The 18,969-nt window shown below is 66.3% G+C and carries 17 protein-coding genes; 8 read left to right on the top strand and 9 right to left on the bottom strand.

Annotation, left to right across the window (positions count from 1 at the left end; genetic code table 11):
* Positions 1-27: 27 nt before the first annotated feature.
* The 3 genes from AC06DU_RS15970 to AC06DU_RS15960 form a co-directional block, all read right to left on the bottom strand.
* Positions 28-642: an OmpW/AlkL family protein gene (locus tag AC06DU_RS15970; protein ID WP_024938162.1), complete on the bottom strand. Its 615-nt coding sequence runs from the start codon at positions 640-642 to the stop codon at positions 28-30.
* Between the two features lie 119 nt (positions 643-761).
* Positions 762-1,385: an OmpW/AlkL family protein gene (locus tag AC06DU_RS15965; RefSeq protein ID WP_478202811.1), complete on the bottom strand. Its 624-nt coding sequence runs from the start codon at positions 1,383-1,385 to the stop codon at positions 762-764.
* A 292-nt stretch (positions 1,386-1,677) separates the two neighbouring features.
* On the bottom strand, positions 1,678-2,190 hold the full coding sequence (locus AC06DU_RS15960) for an SgcJ/EcaC family oxidoreductase (protein ID WP_102251397.1): 513 nt from the start codon (positions 2,188-2,190) through the stop codon (positions 1,678-1,680).
* Positions 2,191-2,692: 502 nt separating this feature from the next.
* On the opposite strand from AC06DU_RS15960, the gene gap reads away from it, so the two are divergent.
* Positions 2,693-3,694, top strand: coding sequence for a type I glyceraldehyde-3-phosphate dehydrogenase (gene gap, locus AC06DU_RS15955; protein ID WP_478202810.1), 1,002 nt, complete (start codon positions 2,693-2,695; stop codon positions 3,692-3,694).
* Positions 3,695-3,766: 72 nt separating this feature from the next.
* Here the strand turns inward: gap and AC06DU_RS15950 are convergent, their stop codons facing one another.
* Both AC06DU_RS15950 and AC06DU_RS15945 read right to left on the bottom strand, forming a co-directional pair.
* On the bottom strand, positions 3,767-4,165 hold the full coding sequence (locus tag AC06DU_RS15950; protein WP_046344062.1) for a hypothetical protein: 399 nt from the start codon (positions 4,163-4,165) through the stop codon (positions 3,767-3,769).
* A 106-nt stretch (positions 4,166-4,271) separates the two neighbouring features.
* Positions 4,272-4,757, bottom strand: coding sequence for a hypothetical protein (locus AC06DU_RS15945; RefSeq protein ID WP_046344060.1), 486 nt, complete (start codon positions 4,755-4,757; stop codon positions 4,272-4,274).
* Between the two features lie 288 nt (positions 4,758-5,045).
* On the opposite strand from AC06DU_RS15945, the gene AC06DU_RS15940 reads away from it, so the two are divergent.
* From AC06DU_RS15940 to AC06DU_RS15910, 7 genes are all read left to right on the top strand, one after another.
* Complete coding sequence (locus tag AC06DU_RS15940; protein WP_046346046.1) at positions 5,046-5,474, top strand: hypothetical protein; 429 nt, start codon at positions 5,046-5,048, stop codon at positions 5,472-5,474.
* A 193-nt stretch (positions 5,475-5,667) separates the two neighbouring features.
* Positions 5,668-8,436, top strand: coding sequence for a DUF2339 domain-containing protein (locus tag AC06DU_RS15935; protein WP_478204430.1), 2,769 nt, complete (start codon positions 5,668-5,670; stop codon positions 8,434-8,436).
* Positions 8,433-9,791, top strand: coding sequence for a DUF3999 domain-containing protein (locus AC06DU_RS15930; protein ID WP_478202809.1), 1,359 nt, complete (start codon positions 8,433-8,435; stop codon positions 9,789-9,791). Before AC06DU_RS15935 ends, AC06DU_RS15930 begins: the two co-directional genes overlap by 4 nt.
* A gap of 323 nt (positions 9,792-10,114) precedes the next feature.
* Positions 10,115-11,290: a phosphoglycerate kinase gene (locus tag AC06DU_RS15925; protein ID WP_047129224.1), complete on the top strand. Its 1,176-nt coding sequence runs from the start codon at positions 10,115-10,117 to the stop codon at positions 11,288-11,290.
* Complete coding sequence (locus AC06DU_RS15920) at positions 11,287-11,934, top strand: HAD family hydrolase (protein WP_478202808.1); 648 nt, start codon at positions 11,287-11,289, stop codon at positions 11,932-11,934. Before AC06DU_RS15925 ends, AC06DU_RS15920 begins: the two co-directional genes overlap by 4 nt.
* A 342-nt stretch (positions 11,935-12,276) precedes the next feature.
* Positions 12,277-13,743, top strand: coding sequence for a pyruvate kinase (pyk, locus tag AC06DU_RS15915; protein ID WP_024938169.1), 1,467 nt, complete (start codon positions 12,277-12,279; stop codon positions 13,741-13,743).
* 290 nt (positions 13,744-14,033) lie between these two features.
* On the top strand, positions 14,034-15,038 hold the full coding sequence (locus AC06DU_RS15910) for a class I fructose-bisphosphate aldolase (RefSeq protein WP_016902277.1): 1,005 nt from the start codon (positions 14,034-14,036) through the stop codon (positions 15,036-15,038).
* A 162-nt stretch (positions 15,039-15,200) separates the two neighbouring features.
* On the opposite strand, the gene AC06DU_RS15905 is transcribed toward AC06DU_RS15910, so the two are convergent.
* The 4 genes from AC06DU_RS15905 to cobA form a co-directional block, all read right to left on the bottom strand.
* Positions 15,201-15,740, bottom strand: a complete 540-nt coding sequence (locus AC06DU_RS15905; protein ID WP_024938170.1) for an O-acetyl-ADP-ribose deacetylase — start codon at positions 15,738-15,740, stop codon at positions 15,201-15,203.
* Between the two features lie 199 nt (positions 15,741-15,939).
* The gene (locus tag AC06DU_RS15900) at positions 15,940-16,446 is read right to left on the bottom strand and encodes a methyltransferase family protein (RefSeq protein WP_478202807.1); all 507 of its coding nucleotides are present in this window, start codon (positions 16,444-16,446) and stop codon (positions 15,940-15,942) included.
* A gap of 238 nt (positions 16,447-16,684) precedes the next feature.
* Positions 16,685-17,644, bottom strand: coding sequence for a cysteine synthase A (gene cysK, locus AC06DU_RS15895; RefSeq protein ID WP_016902280.1), 960 nt, complete (start codon positions 17,642-17,644; stop codon positions 16,685-16,687).
* Positions 17,645-17,660: 16 nt separating this feature from the next.
* On the bottom strand, positions 17,661-18,866 hold the full coding sequence (gene cobA, locus AC06DU_RS15890; RefSeq protein WP_478202806.1) for a uroporphyrinogen-III C-methyltransferase: 1,206 nt from the start codon (positions 18,864-18,866) through the stop codon (positions 17,661-17,663).
* Between the last annotated feature and the right edge of the window lie 103 nt (positions 18,867-18,969).

The raw sequence follows: 18,969 nt of genomic DNA, 5'->3' as shown, positions 1-18,969 counted from the left end.
CGGCTCAGCGTGGCGTCTGCGGCATGCTCAGAAGTACACCAGGTACGACACGCCATAGGTCAGCGGATCGATCCGCGCCTTGCCCAGCCGGCTGCCATTGAAGTCGACGTTGCTGCGCGAATTCGTCCAGCGCGCATCCACCCGCAGGCCGCTGCGATCGTTGAAGATGAAGTCCACACCGACATGCGCGGTGGCGCCCACCGAGTCATCGAAGCTCAGGTCGCCATTGCCGAAGGCGTCATCGACGTCTTCACCGACAAACGTGGTGTAGTTGATGCCGACACCCACGAACGGCGACACCGTGCCGTAGCCATTGATGTGGTACTGCAACAGCACGCTCGGCGGCACCGACCAGTAGCTGCCCACCTTGCCGACACCCTCGAGCTCCAGATCGTGCTTGCCCGACACCGCGGCATGCACCTCGATGCCGAGGTTGTTGCGCAGGAAGTATTCGTAGGTGAACGACAGCGCCGGTGCGCCCTTGATCTCGGCACGCGTGCCACCGAAGCTGCCGCTGTCGGACTTGGGCGAGACATAGCCGGCGCCGTAGCCCGTGGTCCAGTGGCCGGCCGATTGTGCAAGGGCGGGTGCGGCCGAGGCGGCCAGTGCGATGGCGAGGGCGGTACGGATCAGCATGCTCATGGAATCCCCGGATAGGTCGGACAGGCGGTCGACGTGACCAACCTGTCCGCAACTCCGGCGGTGGATTCACGTCCCTGGATGCCAAGTGTGCCAGAGATGCATCGCGCACGCTGCCGGGCTCAGAAGCGGTGCACGTAGGCCACGCCGTAGACCAGCGGGTCGATGTTGACCGTGCCGATGCGGTTGCCGTCGAGGCGCGCTTCGGTGTCGATGTCGATCCAGCGCAGGTTTACCCGCAGCGCGCCGCGGTCGCTGAGCTTGTAGTCCACGCCCGCGTGCAGTGCCAGGCCCCAGGAATCGTCTAGATCCAGCTCGCTGCCGGCCAGCGCGCCGCGCGTGTCGGTGCTGAAGAAACGGGTGTAGTTGATGCCCGCGCCAACGAACGGCGAGAGCCTGCCCTGGCTGTTGAAGTGGTACTGCAGCGAGATCACCGGCGGCAGATGCTTGGTGCTGCCGACACGCCCCAGGCCACGGAGCGCGATGTCGTGCTCGAACGGCAGCGCAGCCAGTACTTCGATGCCCAGGTTGTCGGCGATGAAGTATTCGGCGGTGAAGGTCGGCTTGATGTCCTTGCCGACGTCCGCCTCGAGCGTGCCGCCGACCAGGCGGCCGTTATCGGACTTGGGAGCGACCTGGTGGGCACCGACGGCAACGGTCCAGTCGCCTTTGGATTGAGCCAGTGCGGGGACGCTGGCGAAGCCGGCGGCCAGGCCGGCGAGCAGAAGGGTAGAGCGCATGCGCATGGAAACTCTCGTTGTGTGCAGGGGATGGGAGAAGTCTTGATGGTTTGCCCGCTGGATGCCTTGATCCTGATCAATCCATCCGCGCAGGGACGCTGTGGGTCATGCGCAGATACGAGCAGGCACCGGCAGCGGCAGCAGCAGCAGCGATCTGCGCCATGCCGGTGATCTCGCCGGCGCATCGCGTCCGGTCTGCAACGCGACGTGCCTGGCGCAGGCGGCGGCGGGGAGGAGCGCCGCCGTCTGGGTGCGCGGTGGAGCAGGCAGCGAGACGGTGGCTGCAGCGCTGGCGCACTTACTTGACCTTGGCGAGCGTGGGCGCATCCACTTCCGGCATCGCCGAGCTGTGGTGGTTGATGATCAGCCACTTGTCGTCGCGCTTTTCATACACGAAGGTGTAGCGCGCCTGCACCTTGCTCTTCTTGCCGTCCTTGTCGGTCAGCGTGAAGGTATAGACGCCGGCATCCACTGCACTGTCGTCATCGAGCACGCGCACGGTGCGGTAGTTGACGACGCCCTGCGGCTTCTTGGTCAGGAACATCTCGAAGTACTTTTCGATCTGCGCACGCGAGGCGCGCACTTCGTTGGAGACGGTCGGCAGCAACACGCCGTCCGGCGCGTACAGGTCGGCCACCTTGTGCGGGTTGCCGGTGGCCAGCGCCGCGTTCCAGGTGTCGAACAGCGCAGCGACTTCGCGCGCTTCACCATCGGCGGGCAGCGCGGCCTTGTCGGTGTAGTGCATCACGCCGCCAGCCAGCGCCGGGGTGGCGGCCAGGGCCAGAACCAGAGAGAGAAGGGTGCGACGCATGGGGAATCTCCGTTGTGATGGATGGGTGCCTCAGCAGGCAGGGCCAGTATCGAAATCCACGGAGCGCCGAAATTCCGCTGTTCGGCATATGCCTCGATACGCCTTTCAGCGTATCGACGTCAAAAGTAAGTGATTGAATTAGATTGGATATATCGAAAAATAAAGCGTGGTTTCGATTGCCGCGTCCGTGCCGCTCCTAAGATCGTCGCGGGCCCTCGAGTCAGGCAGGCGTCAGCCCATACAGATCGCGCCGGCATCGCCGAGCTCATTACCGTGTCAATTGACGGTACCCACACAGCGTGCCCACCTTCCGATTCCCGATTCCCGATTCCCGATTCCCGATTCCCGATTCCCCAATCCCCACCACGCATGCACCAAGGCACAACGTCCTAGCGCCACATGCTGCAGCGCTGGCCGCAGCACGGCTGCACGAGTGCGACGCTGCTAGAATGGCGGTCCCTTTCCATCCGCCGCGCCATCGCGGCCGCAGGAGCTAGTGAACATGGCAATCAAGGTTGGCATCAACGGATTCGGTCGCATCGGCCGCAACGTGCTGCGCTCTGCGGTGCAGAACTTCGCCAATGACATCGAGATCGTGGCCATCAATGACCTGCTCGAGCCCGATTACCTCGCCTACATGCTGCAGTACGACTCGGTGCATGGCCGCTTCAAGGCCGATGTGTCGGTCGACGGCAACACGCTGATCGTCAACGGCAACAAGATCCGCCTGACCCAGGAACGCGACCCGGCCAACCTCAAGTGGGATGCAGTCGGCGCCGACGTGGTGATCGAGTCCACCGGCCTGTTCCTGACCAAGGAAACCGCGCAGAAGCATCTCGACGCGGGCGCCAAGAAGGTGATCCTGTCGGCACCGTCCAAGGACGACACGCCGATGTTCGTGTTCGGCGTCAACGACAACACCTACAAGGGTGAAGCGATCGTCTCCAACGCCTCGTGCACCACCAACTGCCTGGCGCCGTTGGCCAAGGTGATCAACGACAAGTGGGTCATCAAGCGCGGCCTGATGACCACCGTGCACGCGGCCACGGCGACACAGAAGACCGTGGACGGCCCGTCGAACAAGGATTGGCGCGGTGGACGCGGCATCCTGGAGAACATCATCCCGTCCTCCACCGGTGCCGCCAAGGCCGTGGGCGTGGTGATCCCCGAGCTCAACAAGAAGCTGACCGGCATGAGCTTCCGCGTGCCGACCTCGGACGTGTCGGTGGTCGACCTCACCGTCGAACTTGAAAAGCCGGCCACCTACGCCGAGATCTGCGCCGAAGTGAAGGCGCAGAGCGAAGGCGCCTTGAAGGGCGTGCTGGGTTACACCGAAGACAAGGTCGTGGCCACCGACTTCCGCGGCGAAACCTGCACCTCGGTGTTCGACGCCGACGCCGGCATCGCGCTGGACTCCACCTTCGTCAAGCTGGTGTCCTGGTACGACAACGAGTGGGGCTATTCCAACAAGTGCCTGGAAATGGTGCGGGTTGTCGCGAAGTAAGCGCTGCTTTCATTGAATAAAAAAGCGCCTTATGGCGCTTTTTTATTTGAAGTCCTGATCCTTAGTAAACACTCATTCTGCAGTGATGCGCATGTCTTCGCCCTTGCCTGTGACGGCGACTCGGCTACCAACTGCCAAGCCGGAAACTTCGGCACTCGGCTTTGTCACGATTACCTGCGACTTGTTGTCGAAACGGATCTTCAACATGTAGTGCGAGGCTGCACCATTGCTGACAACTTTGTCGCCAACCTGCTTGCCGGCATAAGTGCCTGCCGCCGCTCCAGCCTCCGCACCAAGTGGACTGTTGGATTTCAGGCCGAGAAAGCTGCCCGCCATGCCGCCGAAGTTCGAGGCTGCATTCTTCAGGCGCTTGGTACGTTCTGGAACGTTTTCGCCTTTGTTCTCGATGGGTTCCATCGCTGCAATGGTCCCGTGCCTTGCCGATTCGGCCATGACAGGTACAGCAAGCATGAAATGCGCCAGTGCGAGCGCCAGCCATGCAGTACGACTAATCCAATTCCGTGGTTTCATTCGGAGCGTTCCTTGTTTGATAGATTGATGTCGATCAGGGATGGCGCTACTTCTTTTGTTTTGGGCGCCCCCAGCTACGCACATGGTCGTTGCACTTGCTGCCAGCGAAATCGTATCGGGTGATGATGCCGTCCGAATCGGCGACGAAGGTGATTTCGCAATGATGTTCGGCGGGAACGAAGACTTCCTCGCTATGCTGGTTTTCCTGAAAAATCGGGGTGGCGGCCACGCCATTGCCTCCGCCGACCGTGCCGATAATCCCTCCCTGCGTGGTCCAGTAATTGGTGCGGTAGTGCGCCTCTATGCCGAAGTTGTAAGTGTAGGCAGTCTCCTGCGTCTCGGTGTTTTCGGACGTATAGAGCCCTTTCCCTACCGGCCATTGCATCATCAGTTCGCTGGCGTCGTGGCCAATCCAGCTTCGGGCGACATCTTCAGCGGTGCCGAATATGTCGGCAGAGGCCTGCGGTGCGGTCGTCAGCAGGACGAGTGCGCAAAGTGCGGAGAGTGAGTAAGAGCGGAAGAGGGTGTGCATTGTGATACGTCCGTGCAGGGCAGTGATGCCGTTGGTCCTTGCGAATCGGGTGCTCACCCGTGCGCTGGCGCGTTTGTAGCACTAGAGGTAAAGCTCGGCAAGTAGCGAATTACTGGATCTGCAAGACGGCGCAGCGTGGACATCGACCCGGGCGCGTGCGCTAATAACCTACTGGCCAGTGATTGTTCCTGCGCTGGGACCACAGAGGACGTACAGGGGCACCCAATGAATTCAAGGAGAGACAACGTGCAGATCAATCGTATGTGGATGGGAACCATGGTGCTGACGATGGTGCTGGCAGGGCTGGCGCCGCAGGCAATGGCAAAGAAGCAGACCGGTACGCCGGCCTGGATGAATGCCGATGGCGAGGTGATCAAGTCGGCCGATGTCGAGGCGGGCTATGGCGAAACGGTCAAGGGCATCAACGATTACGAAGGTGAGATCACCGGCAAGCCGGCGCCTGACAGCAAGTTCACCCAGCTGAAGATCGGTATGCCGATGAAGCAGGTCACCGACCTGATTGGTCAGCCGAATGATCAGGGCTCCTACGTGACTGGCAAGGCGTTTATCCCGTTCTTCTTCGGCGGCGACCGTTACCGTTACGAGATGGCCTACAAGGGCCAGGGGCGCCTGGTGTTCGCTGGCAAGTCGATGGACACCGGTGGCAACCTGATCTGGATCATCCATAACAAGAACGACAGCGGCTACCGCGAATAAGTGTCAGACGCCCGGTTCTTCCGGGCGTTTTTTTTGGAGTGCATGTCCGTTCCTGTAGCCAGTGTGGCTAGGTGGCGCCGACGGCATCGCGTCGTTGCGCTTCAGCCAGTGATTGGCTGCCCAGACGCGGCCTGAGCCTGTATGGTTCGCGCATTCGGCCGGATGCCGACTCAGGGGTTGTGCGTTGGAAACGATGATTGTGACGGTGGTGCTGTTGCTGCTTGCGGTGCCGGTAGGGCTGGTGATCGCCCTGGTGTGGATCGCCGGGCTGCGGCGGCGCGTGGATGCGCTGGAACAGCGGCTTGCGCAATGGCAGGCCAGCGGCGCAGCAGGTGCGGACGCGGCGGCGGTGCACAGGTCAGCGCCATCGCCATCGCCTGCCGGCGCGTGGGAGCTGCAAGCGGCATCCGACGTCGGCATGCCTGCGTCTGGCGAGCCTGAACTGCCTTGGGCAGCAGATCTGCAAGCCGCGCCGACGCAGTCGCCGGTCGCACCACTGCCAGTGCCGCCAGCATTGCCGGCAGAAGCTCCCGCATCGTCGGCGGCGCGCAGCGCAGTGCAAGCGCCGCCCCTGATCGCTGCGCCTGCCGAGTCTGAGCAGCCAGCGCACGTGCCCTCCGGGCCGGGCCCGCTGGCGCGCGTGGCCAGCGCAGCGAAGCGCTGGTTCACCGAGGGCAATGTGCCGGTCAAGGTCGGCATGCTGGTGTTGCTGGCCGGTGTGGCGTCGCTGTTGAAGTACGCCAGCGACCAGGGCTGGATGCGCATGCCGATCGAGCTGCGGCTGGCAGGTATCAGCGTGCTGGCGCTCGTCGGTCTGGTCTTCGGCTGGAAGCAACGGCTGCAGCGGCCGGGCTTTGCGTTGGCGTTGCAGGGCGGCGCCATCGGCGGCTTGCTGCTGACGGTATTCGCCGCGTTCAAGCTGTACGGGCTGCTCGGCGCGGGTCTTGCGATGGGCATCAGCGTGGTGCTGATTGCCGGCATGTGCGTGCTGGCGGTGGTGCAGGATTCGCGCACGCTGGCCGTACTGGGCGTGCTGGCCGGCTTTCTCGCGCCGATCTGGCTGTCCACCGGCAGCGGCAATCATGTCGCGTTGTTTTCGTACTACGCGGTGCTCAACGCCGGCATCGTGGCGATCGCCTGGACGCGTCCGTGGCGGGTGCTGAACCTGCTCGGATTCGCCTTCACCTTCGGCATCGGCACGCTGTGGGGTGCGCTGCAATACGCCCCGGCGAAATTCGCCACGACCGAGCCGTTCCTGCTGTTGTTCTTCGCCATGTATGTGGCGATTCCGGTACTGCACGCGCGGCGTGGCGATGGCAGCGCGGGCAAGCTCATCGACGGCAGCCTGTTGTTCGGCACCCCGCTGGTGGCCTTCGCATTGCAGGCGCGCCTGCTGGATGGCGAGCGCCTGCCGTTGGCGCTGTGTGCGCTGGCGGTGGCTGCGCTGTACGTCGGCCTGGCCAGCTGGTTGCTGCGGCGTGCCTCCACGCGGCTGCTGGGCCAGGCGCACGCGATGCTGGCGGTCGGTTTTGCGACCCTGGCGGTGCCGCTCGCCTTGTCGGCGCGTGCCACTGCCAGCGTCTTCGCGCTCGAAGGTGTGGGCTTGTTGTGGCTGGGACTGCGGCAGCAGCGTCGCATCCCGCAGTTCAGCGGGGTGGCGTTGCAGTTGCTGGCGGCGGTCGGGGTCGCCTTCGGTGTGGACGCATGGCGCCACGACACGGTGGCCGTTGCCAACGCCACCTGCATGAGTAGCTTGCTGCTTGCACTGGCCGGCTGGGCCAGTGCCTGGTTCCTGCGCGATGCAGGGCAGCCGCGCCGCGCGCTGGTGGCGTATCTGTGGGGGCTGGGCTGGTGGGCGCTGTGCGGTGTGCACGAGATCTTGCGCTTTGCCGGCGATCTGCGCAGCGAGCCGGATCTGCTGCTGGGCTTTGTCGCACTCAGCGTGTGGCTGGCAGCCGAGGTGCATCGGCGTCGCCCGGCAACGGCGCTGGTGTGGACGGCGATGTTCGGGCTGGCGCTGGCCGCGCCGTTGGCGCTGTGGCAGAGCCATGCGCATACGCAACCGTTCGCACATTGGGGGGCGCTGGCCTGGCTGGCGTTCGCCGTGGCCGGCACGCGCGCGCTGTGGTGCCTGCGCAGGCAGCACGGCGCCGGCGCGGTGGCCGCACAGTTCATCTGGTGGCTGCTGTGGCCGCTGGTGGTGTCGTTGGGCGTGTCCTGGCTGGCCGATACGTTCGTGCTGGCAAATGGCTGGCGTTGCGCCTTGCTGGCCGCGCCCTGGCTGATCGTGGCGGCAGTGGGGCTGTTGCGCTGGCCATGGCTGGCGTGGCCGCAGGGTGCCGGTTTCGATCGGGCACGCAATGCCTTGCTGGGCTGTGTGTTCGCGGTGCTGGGCATCGGTTGGTTGATCGTGCTGCTGGACCCGGTGAGCGCGGCGCCATTGCCATGGCTGCCCGTGCTCAATCCGGCCGAGCTGGCGCAACTGGCGGCGCTGGCCTTGCTGGCGCGTTGGGCCTGGTCTGCGCAGGCGTCGTTGGCCGTGCAACGGTGGCGGGTGACTGCGCTGGGCGTGTCGGGCTGGGCCTTGATCACCGGCAGCACCTTGCACAGCGTGCATCACTGGGGTGGCGTGGCGTGGGATGCGGGGTTGATCGGCGCGACCCTGTCGCAGACCAGCCTGACCATCGTGTGGAGCGTGCTGGGCGTGCTGGGCTGGGTGATCGGCTCGCGGCGCGGTCAGCGTGGACTGTGGCTGGGTGGTGCGCTGTTGATGGGCCTGGTGCTGGCCAAGCTGGTGCTGGTCGACCGCCAGCATCTGGGCAATCTGCTCGGCATCGGCTCGTTCATGGCCTATGGCCTGTTGTGCACCGTGGTGGGCTATCTGGCACCGGCGCCGCCGCGCCAGCCGGTGGCCGAAGAGCAGGCTGGCGGAGACGATGGCGTGGACAAGGATCAGGCATGAAATCGAGGCAATGGGGATGGCTGCTGTTGGTGCCGCTGCTGGCGCAGGCAGCCGATGTGCGCCAGGACTATCGTCAACAGTGGCCGCTGCAGGTAAGCGGCGCGGACGCCGGCATGTATCAGCTGCGTTTGAATGCGGCGATCTATCGCAGCGCCCATGACCCGGGGCTGCGCGATGTCACCGTGATCGATGCGCGTGGCGAGGAGATGCCGGCCGCGCTCTTGCCGGTGGATGCCGCGCCGGCTGCCGCGCCGCGTCGGCAACGCCTGCCCTTGTTCGCGCTGCCGGCTGGTGCGGCGCCTGCCAACGGCGATCTGCAACTGATCGCCGAACGCGATGCCAGTGGCGCGGTGCGTCGGCTGGAAGGCCGTTTCGCCACCGGCACCGCTGCCGTTGCAGGCGGCGGTGGCAGCTGGCTGATCGATGCCAGCGCGTTGCGCGATCGTCCGCGCGCGCTGTGGCTGGACTGGGACGGCAACACGCCGGTGCAGGCCCGGCTGCGTGTGGAAGGCAGCGACGACCTGCGCGACTGGCACCTGCTCGCTGCAGATGCCACCGTGATGGCGCTGGACAACCAGGCGCAGCGTCTGCAGCAGCGCCGCATCGCGTTGGACGCGGGCGCGCGCTATCTGCGCATCGTGCCGGTGTCCGGCGAGTTGCCGGCCTTGCGCGTGGTCGATGCGGAACTGGACGGCGTCTCGACGCCGCCGCAATCGCAGTGGCTGGAATTGCCGGGCACCGCGCAGGACAAGGCAGTGGTGTATGCCCTGCCTGGGCGCTTTCCGATCACCCAGGTCGATGTCAGCGGCGGTCAGGCCGAGGCGGTCGAATGGACCGTGGCAAGCCGCGATGCCGATGACGCGCCATGGCTGCAACGTGCCGGGCCGTGGTTGGCGTATCGCCTGGGTACTGGCACCGCCGCCGCGTCGCCACCGCAACAGCTGTCAGCGCCTGTGCGCGACCGTCAGTGGCGATTGCTCGCCGCACAAGGACGCAGCACCGCGCTGCCGACGCTGCGCGTGGGCTACCAGCCGGAGCGGATGATGTTCCTCGCCCAGGGCCAGCCGCCGTATGCGGTGGTCGCCGGCAGCGCGCGGCAGCAACGTGGCGATGCGCCGCTGGCCTCGATGTTGCAGGCACTGCGCCGCGAACGCGGAGCGCAATGGCAACCGGCGCAGGCCAACGTCGCCGCGCAGGCACAGCCGCTGGCCGGCGATGCCGCGCTGCAGCCGGCCGCCACACCGCGCGACTGGAAGCGCTGGTTGCTATGGGCGCTGCTGGTCGGCGGCGCCTTGCTGGTCGGTGGTTTCGCGGTGAGCCTGCTACGCGGCTCGGCGACCGATCGCAGCCCCTGACGGCCACACGCGTCGCACCGCGGTTTGCCGCTGCGGCGCGAAGGTCCGACAATGGGCATCCCCCGTCGCCAAGGCAGCCGCATTGCCCGTCGTCTTCGACCGAGCATCCCCCGCATCGCCAGCCGTATGGGCAGCGACATGCACGGCAGGCAGGCTGCAATCTCCGCGACCTGCACGCGGGCGCAACGCCAGCGTGCAACGGCTGCCCCAAGCCATCCATCCGCGCAGCGCCCAGGCATCGGCGCCACGTCTACCGGCTGCTTTTTCGATTCCCCAATCCCGATTCCCGATTCCCCAATCCCCAGACCTAGCGAGCTGACCCCATGTCCATCGTCCGCATGACCGACCTCGATCTCTCCGGCAAGCGCGTGCTGATCCGCCAGGATCTCAACGTGCCGATCGACAACGGCCAGATCACTTCCGAGCAGCGCATCACCGCCTCGGTGCCCACCATCAAGCTGGCGCTGGAAAAAGGCGCTGCGGTGATGGTCACCTCGCACCTGGGCCGGCCCAAGGAAGGCAGCTGGACCGAAGAAGATTCGCTGGCGCCGGTGGCCGCGCGCCTGACTGCGCTGCTGGGCGTGGACGTGCCGCTGGTGCGCGACTGGGTCGACGGCGTGGACGTCGCGCCGGGCCAGGTGGTGTTGCTGGAGAACTGCCGCATGAATGTCGGCGAGGGCAAGGACGACGAGACGCTGGCACGCAAGTACGCGGCGTTGTGCGATGTGTTCGTCATGGACGCCTTCGGCACCGCGCATCGCGCGCAGGCCTCCACGCATGGGGTGATTCGCTTTGCGCCGGTGGCTGCCGGTGGCCCGCTGTTGATGGCCGAACTCGATGCGCTGGCCAAGGCGCTGGACAACCCCGCCAAGCCGCTGCTGGCGATCGTGGCCGGCAGCAAGGTGTCCACCAAGCTGGAGCTGCTGTCCAACCTGGTCAACAAGGTGGACCAACTGATCGTCGGCGGCGGCATCGCCAACACCTTCATCGCCGCAGCCGGGCATGGCGTCGGCAAGTCGCTGAGCGAGCCGGATCTGATTCCCACCGCCAACCAGATCGTCGCCGATGCGAAGCTGCGCGGTGCGGAGATTCCGTTGCCCACCGATGTGGTCGTTGCCAAGCAGTTCCTGCCCGATGCCGAAGCGACGGTGAAGGCGCTCGACGCCGTGGAGGCCGACGACCTGATCCTGGACATTGGCCCCCAGACCGCCGCGCGCTACGCCGAGCTGATCGCCAGCGCCGGCACCGTGGTATGGAATGGGCCGGTCGGCGTATTCGAGTTCGAGCCCTTCAGTCACGGCACCGAGACGCTGGCGCGTGCGATCGCCAGCTCCAAGGCGTTCTCGATCGCCGGTGGCGGCGACACCCTGGCGGCCGTGGACAAGTACGACATCGCCAAGGACGTCACCTACATCTCCACCGGCGGCGGCGCCTTCCTGGAATTCCTGGAAGGCAAGACCTTGCCGGCGGTGGCGGCGCTCGAGGCACGCGGCAAGTGAGTGCAGCCACGCTGTTCTTCGATCTGGACGGCACCCTGGTCGATTCGGAGCCGGGCATCGTCGCCAGCATCGTGCACGCCTTCGACGCGGTGGGCCAGCCGCGTCCGTCGCCGCAGACCCTGCGCGCGTGGATCGGCCCGCCGCTGCGCGACAGCTTCACCGACTGCTTTCCCGACGATCCGGAGCTGGTGCAGCGCGCACTGGCGGGGTATCGCGGGCGTTACGACGCGGTCGGCTGGACCGAACTGAGCGTGTTCGACGGTATCGGTGAGGTCGTCGTCGACCTGCACCGCGCCGGCCATCGCCTGGCGGTGGTGACCTCCAAGAACGAGCGTTACGCGCGTCGCATCGTCGAGCATCTGCCGTTCGGGGCCTGCTTCGAGAACGTGATCGGGGCCAGCGAAGACGGCGAACGCCGCTTCAAGCCGGACCTGATCGCCGAAGCGCTGCGGCGGCTGGACATCGCCAAGACCGGTTGCGTGATGATCGGCGACCGTCGGATGGACATCGATGGCGCCAACCACCACGGCATCCACAGCATCGGCGTGCTGTGGGGCTTCGGCGACGAAGCCGAGCTGCGTGCCGCCGGTGCCGGTGCGATCGCGCACACGCCTGCCGAATTGCGCGCCTTGATCCAGTCGTAGGAGTGACAAACAGAGCAGCTGCGCGCATCGCCAGGCGAGCGCAGCCGGCGCTCGTCGTTGGGTAGCGGCACGCGGATGCGGCGAGGGTCTTGCAGCATCCGCGCTGCGACGACCGATCGCCGTCATCTGACCGCTGCTGCAACCCGTAGACCTTCACCGCTGCCGCGTTAGGGTGGCAGCCCACAGCAACATCCCGCGGTGCGTCAGCGCGCTGCGGAAAGCGTACGTACTGTCCCGCACTGTCTTTAGGACATGCCGGAATAGGAGGGTGGCTATGCCGCAATGCCATCCTCGGTAGGTGACGCGTGTGTTAAGTTTCGCGGCTTTTACAGGGAGGCCATCATGAAAGAACGTCAACGCCGCACCAAGATCCTCGCCACGCTCGGACCGGCGACGGATCCGCCCGGTGTGCTGGAAGCCTTGTTCAAGGCGGGCGTCAACGTGGTGCGCCTCAACTTCAGCCATGGCGACCCGTCCGGCCAGGCCAAGCGCGCGGCCGAAGTGCGCGCGGCGGCCGTGCGCGTCGGTGCCGAAGTCGGCATCCTGGCCGACCTGCCGGGCCCGAAGATCCGCGTCGAACGCTTTGCCGAAGGCAAGGTCAAGCTGACCACCGGCGAGCGTTTCGACCTGGTGGCCGACCCCAATGCGCCCGCGGGCGACCAGCACCAGGTCGGCGTCAGCTACCTCGGCCTGCCGCAGGACGTGGCCGCCGGCGACGTGCTGCTGCTGGACGATGGCCTGGTGCAGCTGCAGGTGGCCGAAGTGCAGGGGCAGCGCATCGTCACCACCGTGCTCAACGACGGCGTGCTGTCCGATCGCAAGGGCCTGAACAAGCAGGGCGGCGGCCTGTCGCTGGGTGCGCTGACCGAGCGCGACAAGGAGCTGATCGGCATCGTCGCCAAGATCGGCGTGGACTTCATCGCGGTGTCGTTCTGCCGCAACGCCGAAGACATGAATGACGCGCGCCGCATTGCCCGTCAGCACGGCTGCGATGCCGCGCTGGTGTCCAAGATCGAGCGCACCGAAGCGATCGAGAACCTGGTCGAGATCGTCGAAGCCTCCGACGTGGTGATGGTGGCGCGTGGCGATCTGGGCGTGGAAATCGGCGATGCCGAATTGCCGGGCCTGCAGAAGAAGATCATCCGCGAGTCGCTGGCGCAGAACAAAGTGGTGATCACCGCCACGCAGATGCTGCAGTCGATGGTGGAAAGCCCGATCCCGACCCGCGCCGAAGTGCTGGACGTGGCCAATGCGGTCATCGACGGTACTGACGCGGTGATGCTCTCGGCCGAGACCGCAGCCGGCGCCTATCCGGTGCGTGCGGTGGAAGCGATGGCGCGCATCTGTCTGGGCGCCGAGCGTCAGTTCGAGTTCGACACCGACTTCGAAGCGGCGCAACGCAATCTGCAGCGCGCCGACCAGGCGATCGCGATGGCGACCATGTTCCTGTCCGAGCACATCGGTCTGGCCGGCGTGGTCGCGTTGACCGAGTCCGGCGGCACGCCGCGGTACCTGTCGCGCTTCCGTTCCAACATGCCGATCTACGCCTTCACCCGCCACGATGGCGCGCGCCGCCACATGGCGATGATGCGTGGCGTGTTCCCGATCAGCTTCGACAGCCGCGGCCTGACCCCGCGCGAGGCCGCACGTGCGGCAATCCGCCTGCTGGTGGAGAACGAGCGCATGGGGCCCGGCGACCGCGTGGTGTTCACCAGCGGCGAGCATATGGAAACCCACGGCGCCACCAACACGCTGCGTCTGCTGGAAGTGGGCGAAGACGGCCGCGCCAGCGGTCTGGGCGAGCTGTAACGCACGCCCTGCGCAGCGCGTGCGTCGTCGGTCGACACACGCGCTGCATCCACATCGTTGCGTACAGACACAGCGGCGGCCTGCGGGTCGCCGTTGTGCTGTGCGGGACAGGGTCTGCGGTGCGAGTGCGCCCGCGGAGCGCGCAGCCCGCAACGCGCATCACGCTGCGAGCCGCGCCACACATCCGCCATGCCGGACACGTGTAATCGGTTGCAGGCATTCCGTGAAGGAATGTCTGCAACTTTCGTCGCTATACTTTCGTTCTCCCCCGCAGCTGCCACAGGAACTACATGAGCATCGAACAGCTTGCCGAAACCGCCCAGGCCATGGTCGCCCCGGGCAAGGGCATCATCGCCATCGACGAATCGACCAGCACGATCGCCAAGCGTTTTGCCAGCGTCGGCATCGAGAACATCGAAGAAAACCGTCGCGCCTACCGCGAACTGCTGCTGACCACGCCCAAGCTGAGCGACTACATCTCCGGCGCGATCCTGTTCGACGAGACCATCCGTCAGAAGACCAAGGACGGCGTGCCGTTCGCCGAGTACATGACCGCCCACGGCATCATCCCGGGCATCAAGGTCGACAAGGGTGCGCAGCCGCTGGCCGGCATGCCGGGCGAGCTGGTCACCGAAGGCCTGGATGGGCTGCGCGCGCGTCTGGAGGAGTACTACACGCTGGGCGCACGCTTCGCCAAGTGGCGTGCGGTCATCAACATCGGCGAGGACATCCCGTCCGGCACCTGCATCGAGGCCAACTCGCATGCGCTGGCGCGTTATGCCGCGCTGTGCCAGGAGCAGGGCCTGGTGCCGATGGTCGAGCCGGAAGTGATCATGGACGGCAACCACGACATCGAGACCTGCTACGAGGTCACCGAAGCCACGCTGCGTTCGCTGTTCGGCGCACTGTATGAGCAGAATGTCGTGCTCGAAGGCACCATCCTGAAGGCCTCGATGGTCATCTCCGGCAAGGGCTGCGAAGAGCAGGCCAGCGTCGAGGAAGTGGCCGAGTCCACCGTGATGTGCCTGAAGTCGACCGTGCCGGCGATCCTGCCGGGCATCGTGTTCCTGTCCGGCGGCCAGACCGACGAGCAGTCCACCGCGCACCTCAACGAAATGCACCAGCTCGGCAACCTGCCGTGGCCGCTGAGCTTCTCGTACGGCCGCGCAATGCAGCAGGCCGCACTGAAGCTGTGGGCCAAGGACATGACCGGCAACTTCGCCAAGGCGCAGCAGGTCATCTATGAGCGTGCCAAGGAAAACGGCCTGGCCGCGCTGGGCAAGTGGAAGGGTTGATCGGCATGCCGGCCGCTTCATGGCCGGAGCACACCTAGCGAAAACGCCGGCAGCGATGCCGGCGTTTTTGTTTGTGTGGGTTGCCACGCGCCCGCACGACTTTCTAAACGCAACGAGCGCCTTGCGGCGCTCGTCATCTCCAACCTCTGCCTTGCACAGGCGTCAGGCGGCAGCGGTTTCCTGCGCAGCCAGCGCCTGCTGGTAGGCCTTGAACGTGGCCTCGTTGTAGGCCACCAGCACGATGTGCTTGGGCACTTTATGCGAGCGCTGCCAGTCGCGCGTTTCGGTCACGGCGATGCGCGCGGCCTGGTACAGCGGATAGCCATAGATGCCGCAGCTGATGGCCGGGAATGCGATCGAATGCAGCATCATCTGCTCGGCCAGCTTCAACGACTGCCAGTAGCAGTTGGCCAGTTGCTCCGGCTCGTTGTGCTTGCCGTCGCGCCACACCGGGCCGACGGTATGAAACACGTGCCGCGCCTTGAGATCGAACCCGTCGGTGATGCGGATTTCGCCGGTGGGGCAACGCACGCCTGGACGCACCTGCGGCAATGCCTCGCAGGCCTGCAGCAGGCGCGGGCCGGCAGCGCGGTGGATGGCGCCATCCACGCCGCCACCGCCCAGCAGTGATTCGTTGGCGGCGTTGACGATGACGTCAACGTCGAGTTCGGTGATGTCGCCTTGCCAGACTTCGATCTTCATGGCGAGATAATTATGGGATTTGCATGAGGAACGCGTGATGGGGCGCGCGTTGCGGAACAGGCACGCTAGCGCCCATTCATCTCATCTGCTGCGATTGCCGGGAACGGCTGTGGCGGTCGTGCGGCGGGAAGTATGCGAACCCGCAAGCTGCGATCAATCCGCTCAATCGCCGAGCAGCGATGTCGCCACGATTGGCGACTTACAGCCAGCGCCGCACGCGTGCGCAATAGGCGCTGTATTGGCGGCCGAATTCGTTGCGCAGACGCGCCTCTTCGAACGGAATCACATACCGCTGCAGGGCCAGCCAGGGCAGCGGCAGCAAGGCGACCGCCCACAGCAGGCCTAGCTGCAGGCACAGGCCCACATAGCTGAGCACCAGCGCCAGGTACATCGGGTTGCGGGTGAAGCGATACGGGCCATCGAGCACCAGCCGTGAGGGATGGCCGCTGGGCATGATGGTGGTGCGCCGGCGCGCGAACAGGATGAAGCAGCTCACCGCCAGCGCCAGCCCCAGACAGGCGATCACACCGCCGGCCAGCTCGATCCAGGCCAGTGGCGTTGGTGCAGGCAATGGCAGCTGCAGTGCGCTCTGCAGCCAGGCGCCCACGCCCAGGGCAAGCGCGAAGTGCGCAGGCGAGGTGATCTTGACCAGCCATGGCGCCCGCCGCACGCGGGTGTCGCTGTATCCATACGGCCGGTTGCTCACGACGGTTCTCCCTGTGTCGGCCGCCATCCTAACGTTTCCTTGACGCGGAGGGGAGTATGCGCACGCCGGAGTCCGCCGCACGCGAACGAAGATCCACGCAGGCGTAGTGCCGCGACGTTGGCATGTGCGCGCCGGCACGCGGCAGCACACCGGGCAGCTGCGCAATGACTGGACGACCACAAACGCACAGGCCGCGCTGTGGGCGCGGCCTGTGCGTGCAAACCAACACTGTGATCGGTCAGGGCAGACCGGCCAGCCAGTCGTCGTCGGAGCCTTCGTTGATGTCGGCAAACAGCGGCGTGGAGAAATAGCGCTCGCCGGTATCCGGCAGCATCGCCAGCACGACCGCACCGGGCACCGCGCTTTCGGCCACGCGCAGGGCGGTGGCGACGGTGGCACCGCCGGAGATGCCGGTGAAGATGCCTTCTTCGGCGGCCAGGCGGCGCGCCACGCTGATCGCGTCGGTGTCTTCCACGCTGAGCACTTCGTGGGCGACCTCGCGGTTGAGCACCTCCGGCACGAAGTCCGGGGTCCAGCCCTGGATCTTGTGCGGCTTCCAGTCCTGGCCCTGCAATAGCGCAGCGCCGGCCGGTTCGGTGGCGGTGATGCGCACTTCCGGGCGGGCCACGCGCAGCACTTCGCCCACGCCGGTGAGCGTGCCGCCGGTGCCCCAGCCGGTGACGAAATGGTCCAGCCGGTGGCCGGCGAAGTCGCGCAGGATTTCGGCCGCGGTGGTGTTGCGGTGGTAGGCCGGATTGGCCGGGTTGGCGAACTGGCTGGCCAGGAACCAGCCATGCTGCTCGGCCAGCTCCCTGGCCTTGCGCACCATGCCGCTGCCGCGCTCGGCCGCCGGGGTCAGGATCACCTTGGCGCCATAGGCGCGCATCAGCTTGCGGCGCTCGATCGAGAAGGTTTCCACCATGGTGGCGACGAACTTGTAGCCGCGCGCGGCGGCCACCATCGCCAGCGCCACGCCGGTATTGCCGGAGGTGGCTTCGACAATGGTGTCGCCGGGCTTGAGCAGGCCGCGCTGTTCGGCATCGAGGATGATCGCCAGCGCCAGGCGGTCCTTGACCGAGCCGCCCGGATTGAACGACTCGACCTTGACGTACAGGGTCACGTGCTCGGGCGCGAGCCGGTTGAGTTTGACCACCGGGGTACGGCCGATGGTGTCGAGGATGTTGTCGTACAGGGCCATGGGGTCTCCGTCGGAATCAGGCTGCGTGGGCGAGTGTGGGCGCGTCGGGCGTTGCGATGGGTGAGTGCGGGGGCGGCTGCGCGGTCAGTGGCGCTGCGCCGAACCAGTGCAGGCTGGCGGCCAGCCCGGCGACCTCGCCCAGGATCAGCAACGCCGGGGCGCGCACGGCGTGCTGCTGCGCGGTGGCAGCCAGGCTGGCGAGGGTGCCGGTGATCACGCGTTGCTGCGGGCGCGAGCCGTTTTCCACCAGCGCGAACGGGGTGGTGGGTGCGCGGCCGGCCTGCAGCAGGCGTTGCTGGATGCCGTCCAGGCCGGCCACGCCCATGTAGAACGCCAGGGTCTGGCGTTCCTGGCCAAGCGCCTGCCAGTCCAGCGTGTCCAGCGAATCCTTGCAGTGCGCGGTGATCAACCGCAGCGATTGCGCATGGTCGCGGTGGGTGAGCGGAATGCCGGCATAGGCGGCGCAGGCGATCGCGGCGGTGATGCCGGGAATGACCTGGAAGCCGATGCCGTGGTCGCGCAGGAATTCCAGCTCTTCGCCGCCGCGGCCGAACACGAACGGGTCGCCGCCCTTGAGCCGCACCACGCGGCGCCCGGCGCGCGCGTGCTCGCGCATCAGTACGTGGATCTGCTCCTGGCGCGTGCTGTGGCCCTGGGCGGCCTTGCCGACTTCCACGCGCAGCGCGTCGCGTCGGGCCAGTTGCAGGATCTGCGGGCTGACCAGGCGATCGTAGAGCAGCACATCGGCCTGCCGTAGCGCGCGCAAGGCATGCCGGGTGAGCAGGCCGGGGTCGCCGGGGCCGGCACCGACCAGGGTCACGCTGCCGGGGGAGAGCCGGCCGACCGCGGTGCGCGGCATCGGGGGCCGTGCGGGCGGCGCTGCCGACGCGGCGGGCGTGGCGTCGTGGGTAAGCAGGCGGCGTGCGCTGGCCGCAGTACGCAAGGCATCGTTGAGGTCCGGCGCGGTGCTGGCGGCGATGGTGAGCCAGACCGGTTGGTCGGGCAGCTCCAGCCATGCCGGCTCGAACCGTCCCACCAGCCAACGCAGCCGCCCGGCCTGCGCCCAGTCGCGCAGTTGCGGGCTCAATTCCGGCGCGCCGACCAAGGGGACGGCGCCGGCCTGCAGCAGCGCGGCGGTGGCGTGCTCGGCCTCGGCGCCGCCGCCGATCACCAGGACGGCACGGCCACGCAGGTCGGCAAGAAGCGGGAACACAGAGGGCACGGCCAGCGCATCGAGAGGGGAGGGCCAGACCGTAACGCCGGCATATAGCGGTCGGAAATGACTTCATACACCCTGAAAATAGCGTTCGGTTATAAGCTGGCCC

This window comes from Xanthomonas sp. NCPPB 3200 (assembly GCF_056393585.1).
This window is presented reverse-complemented; position numbering and strand designations above follow the sequence as displayed.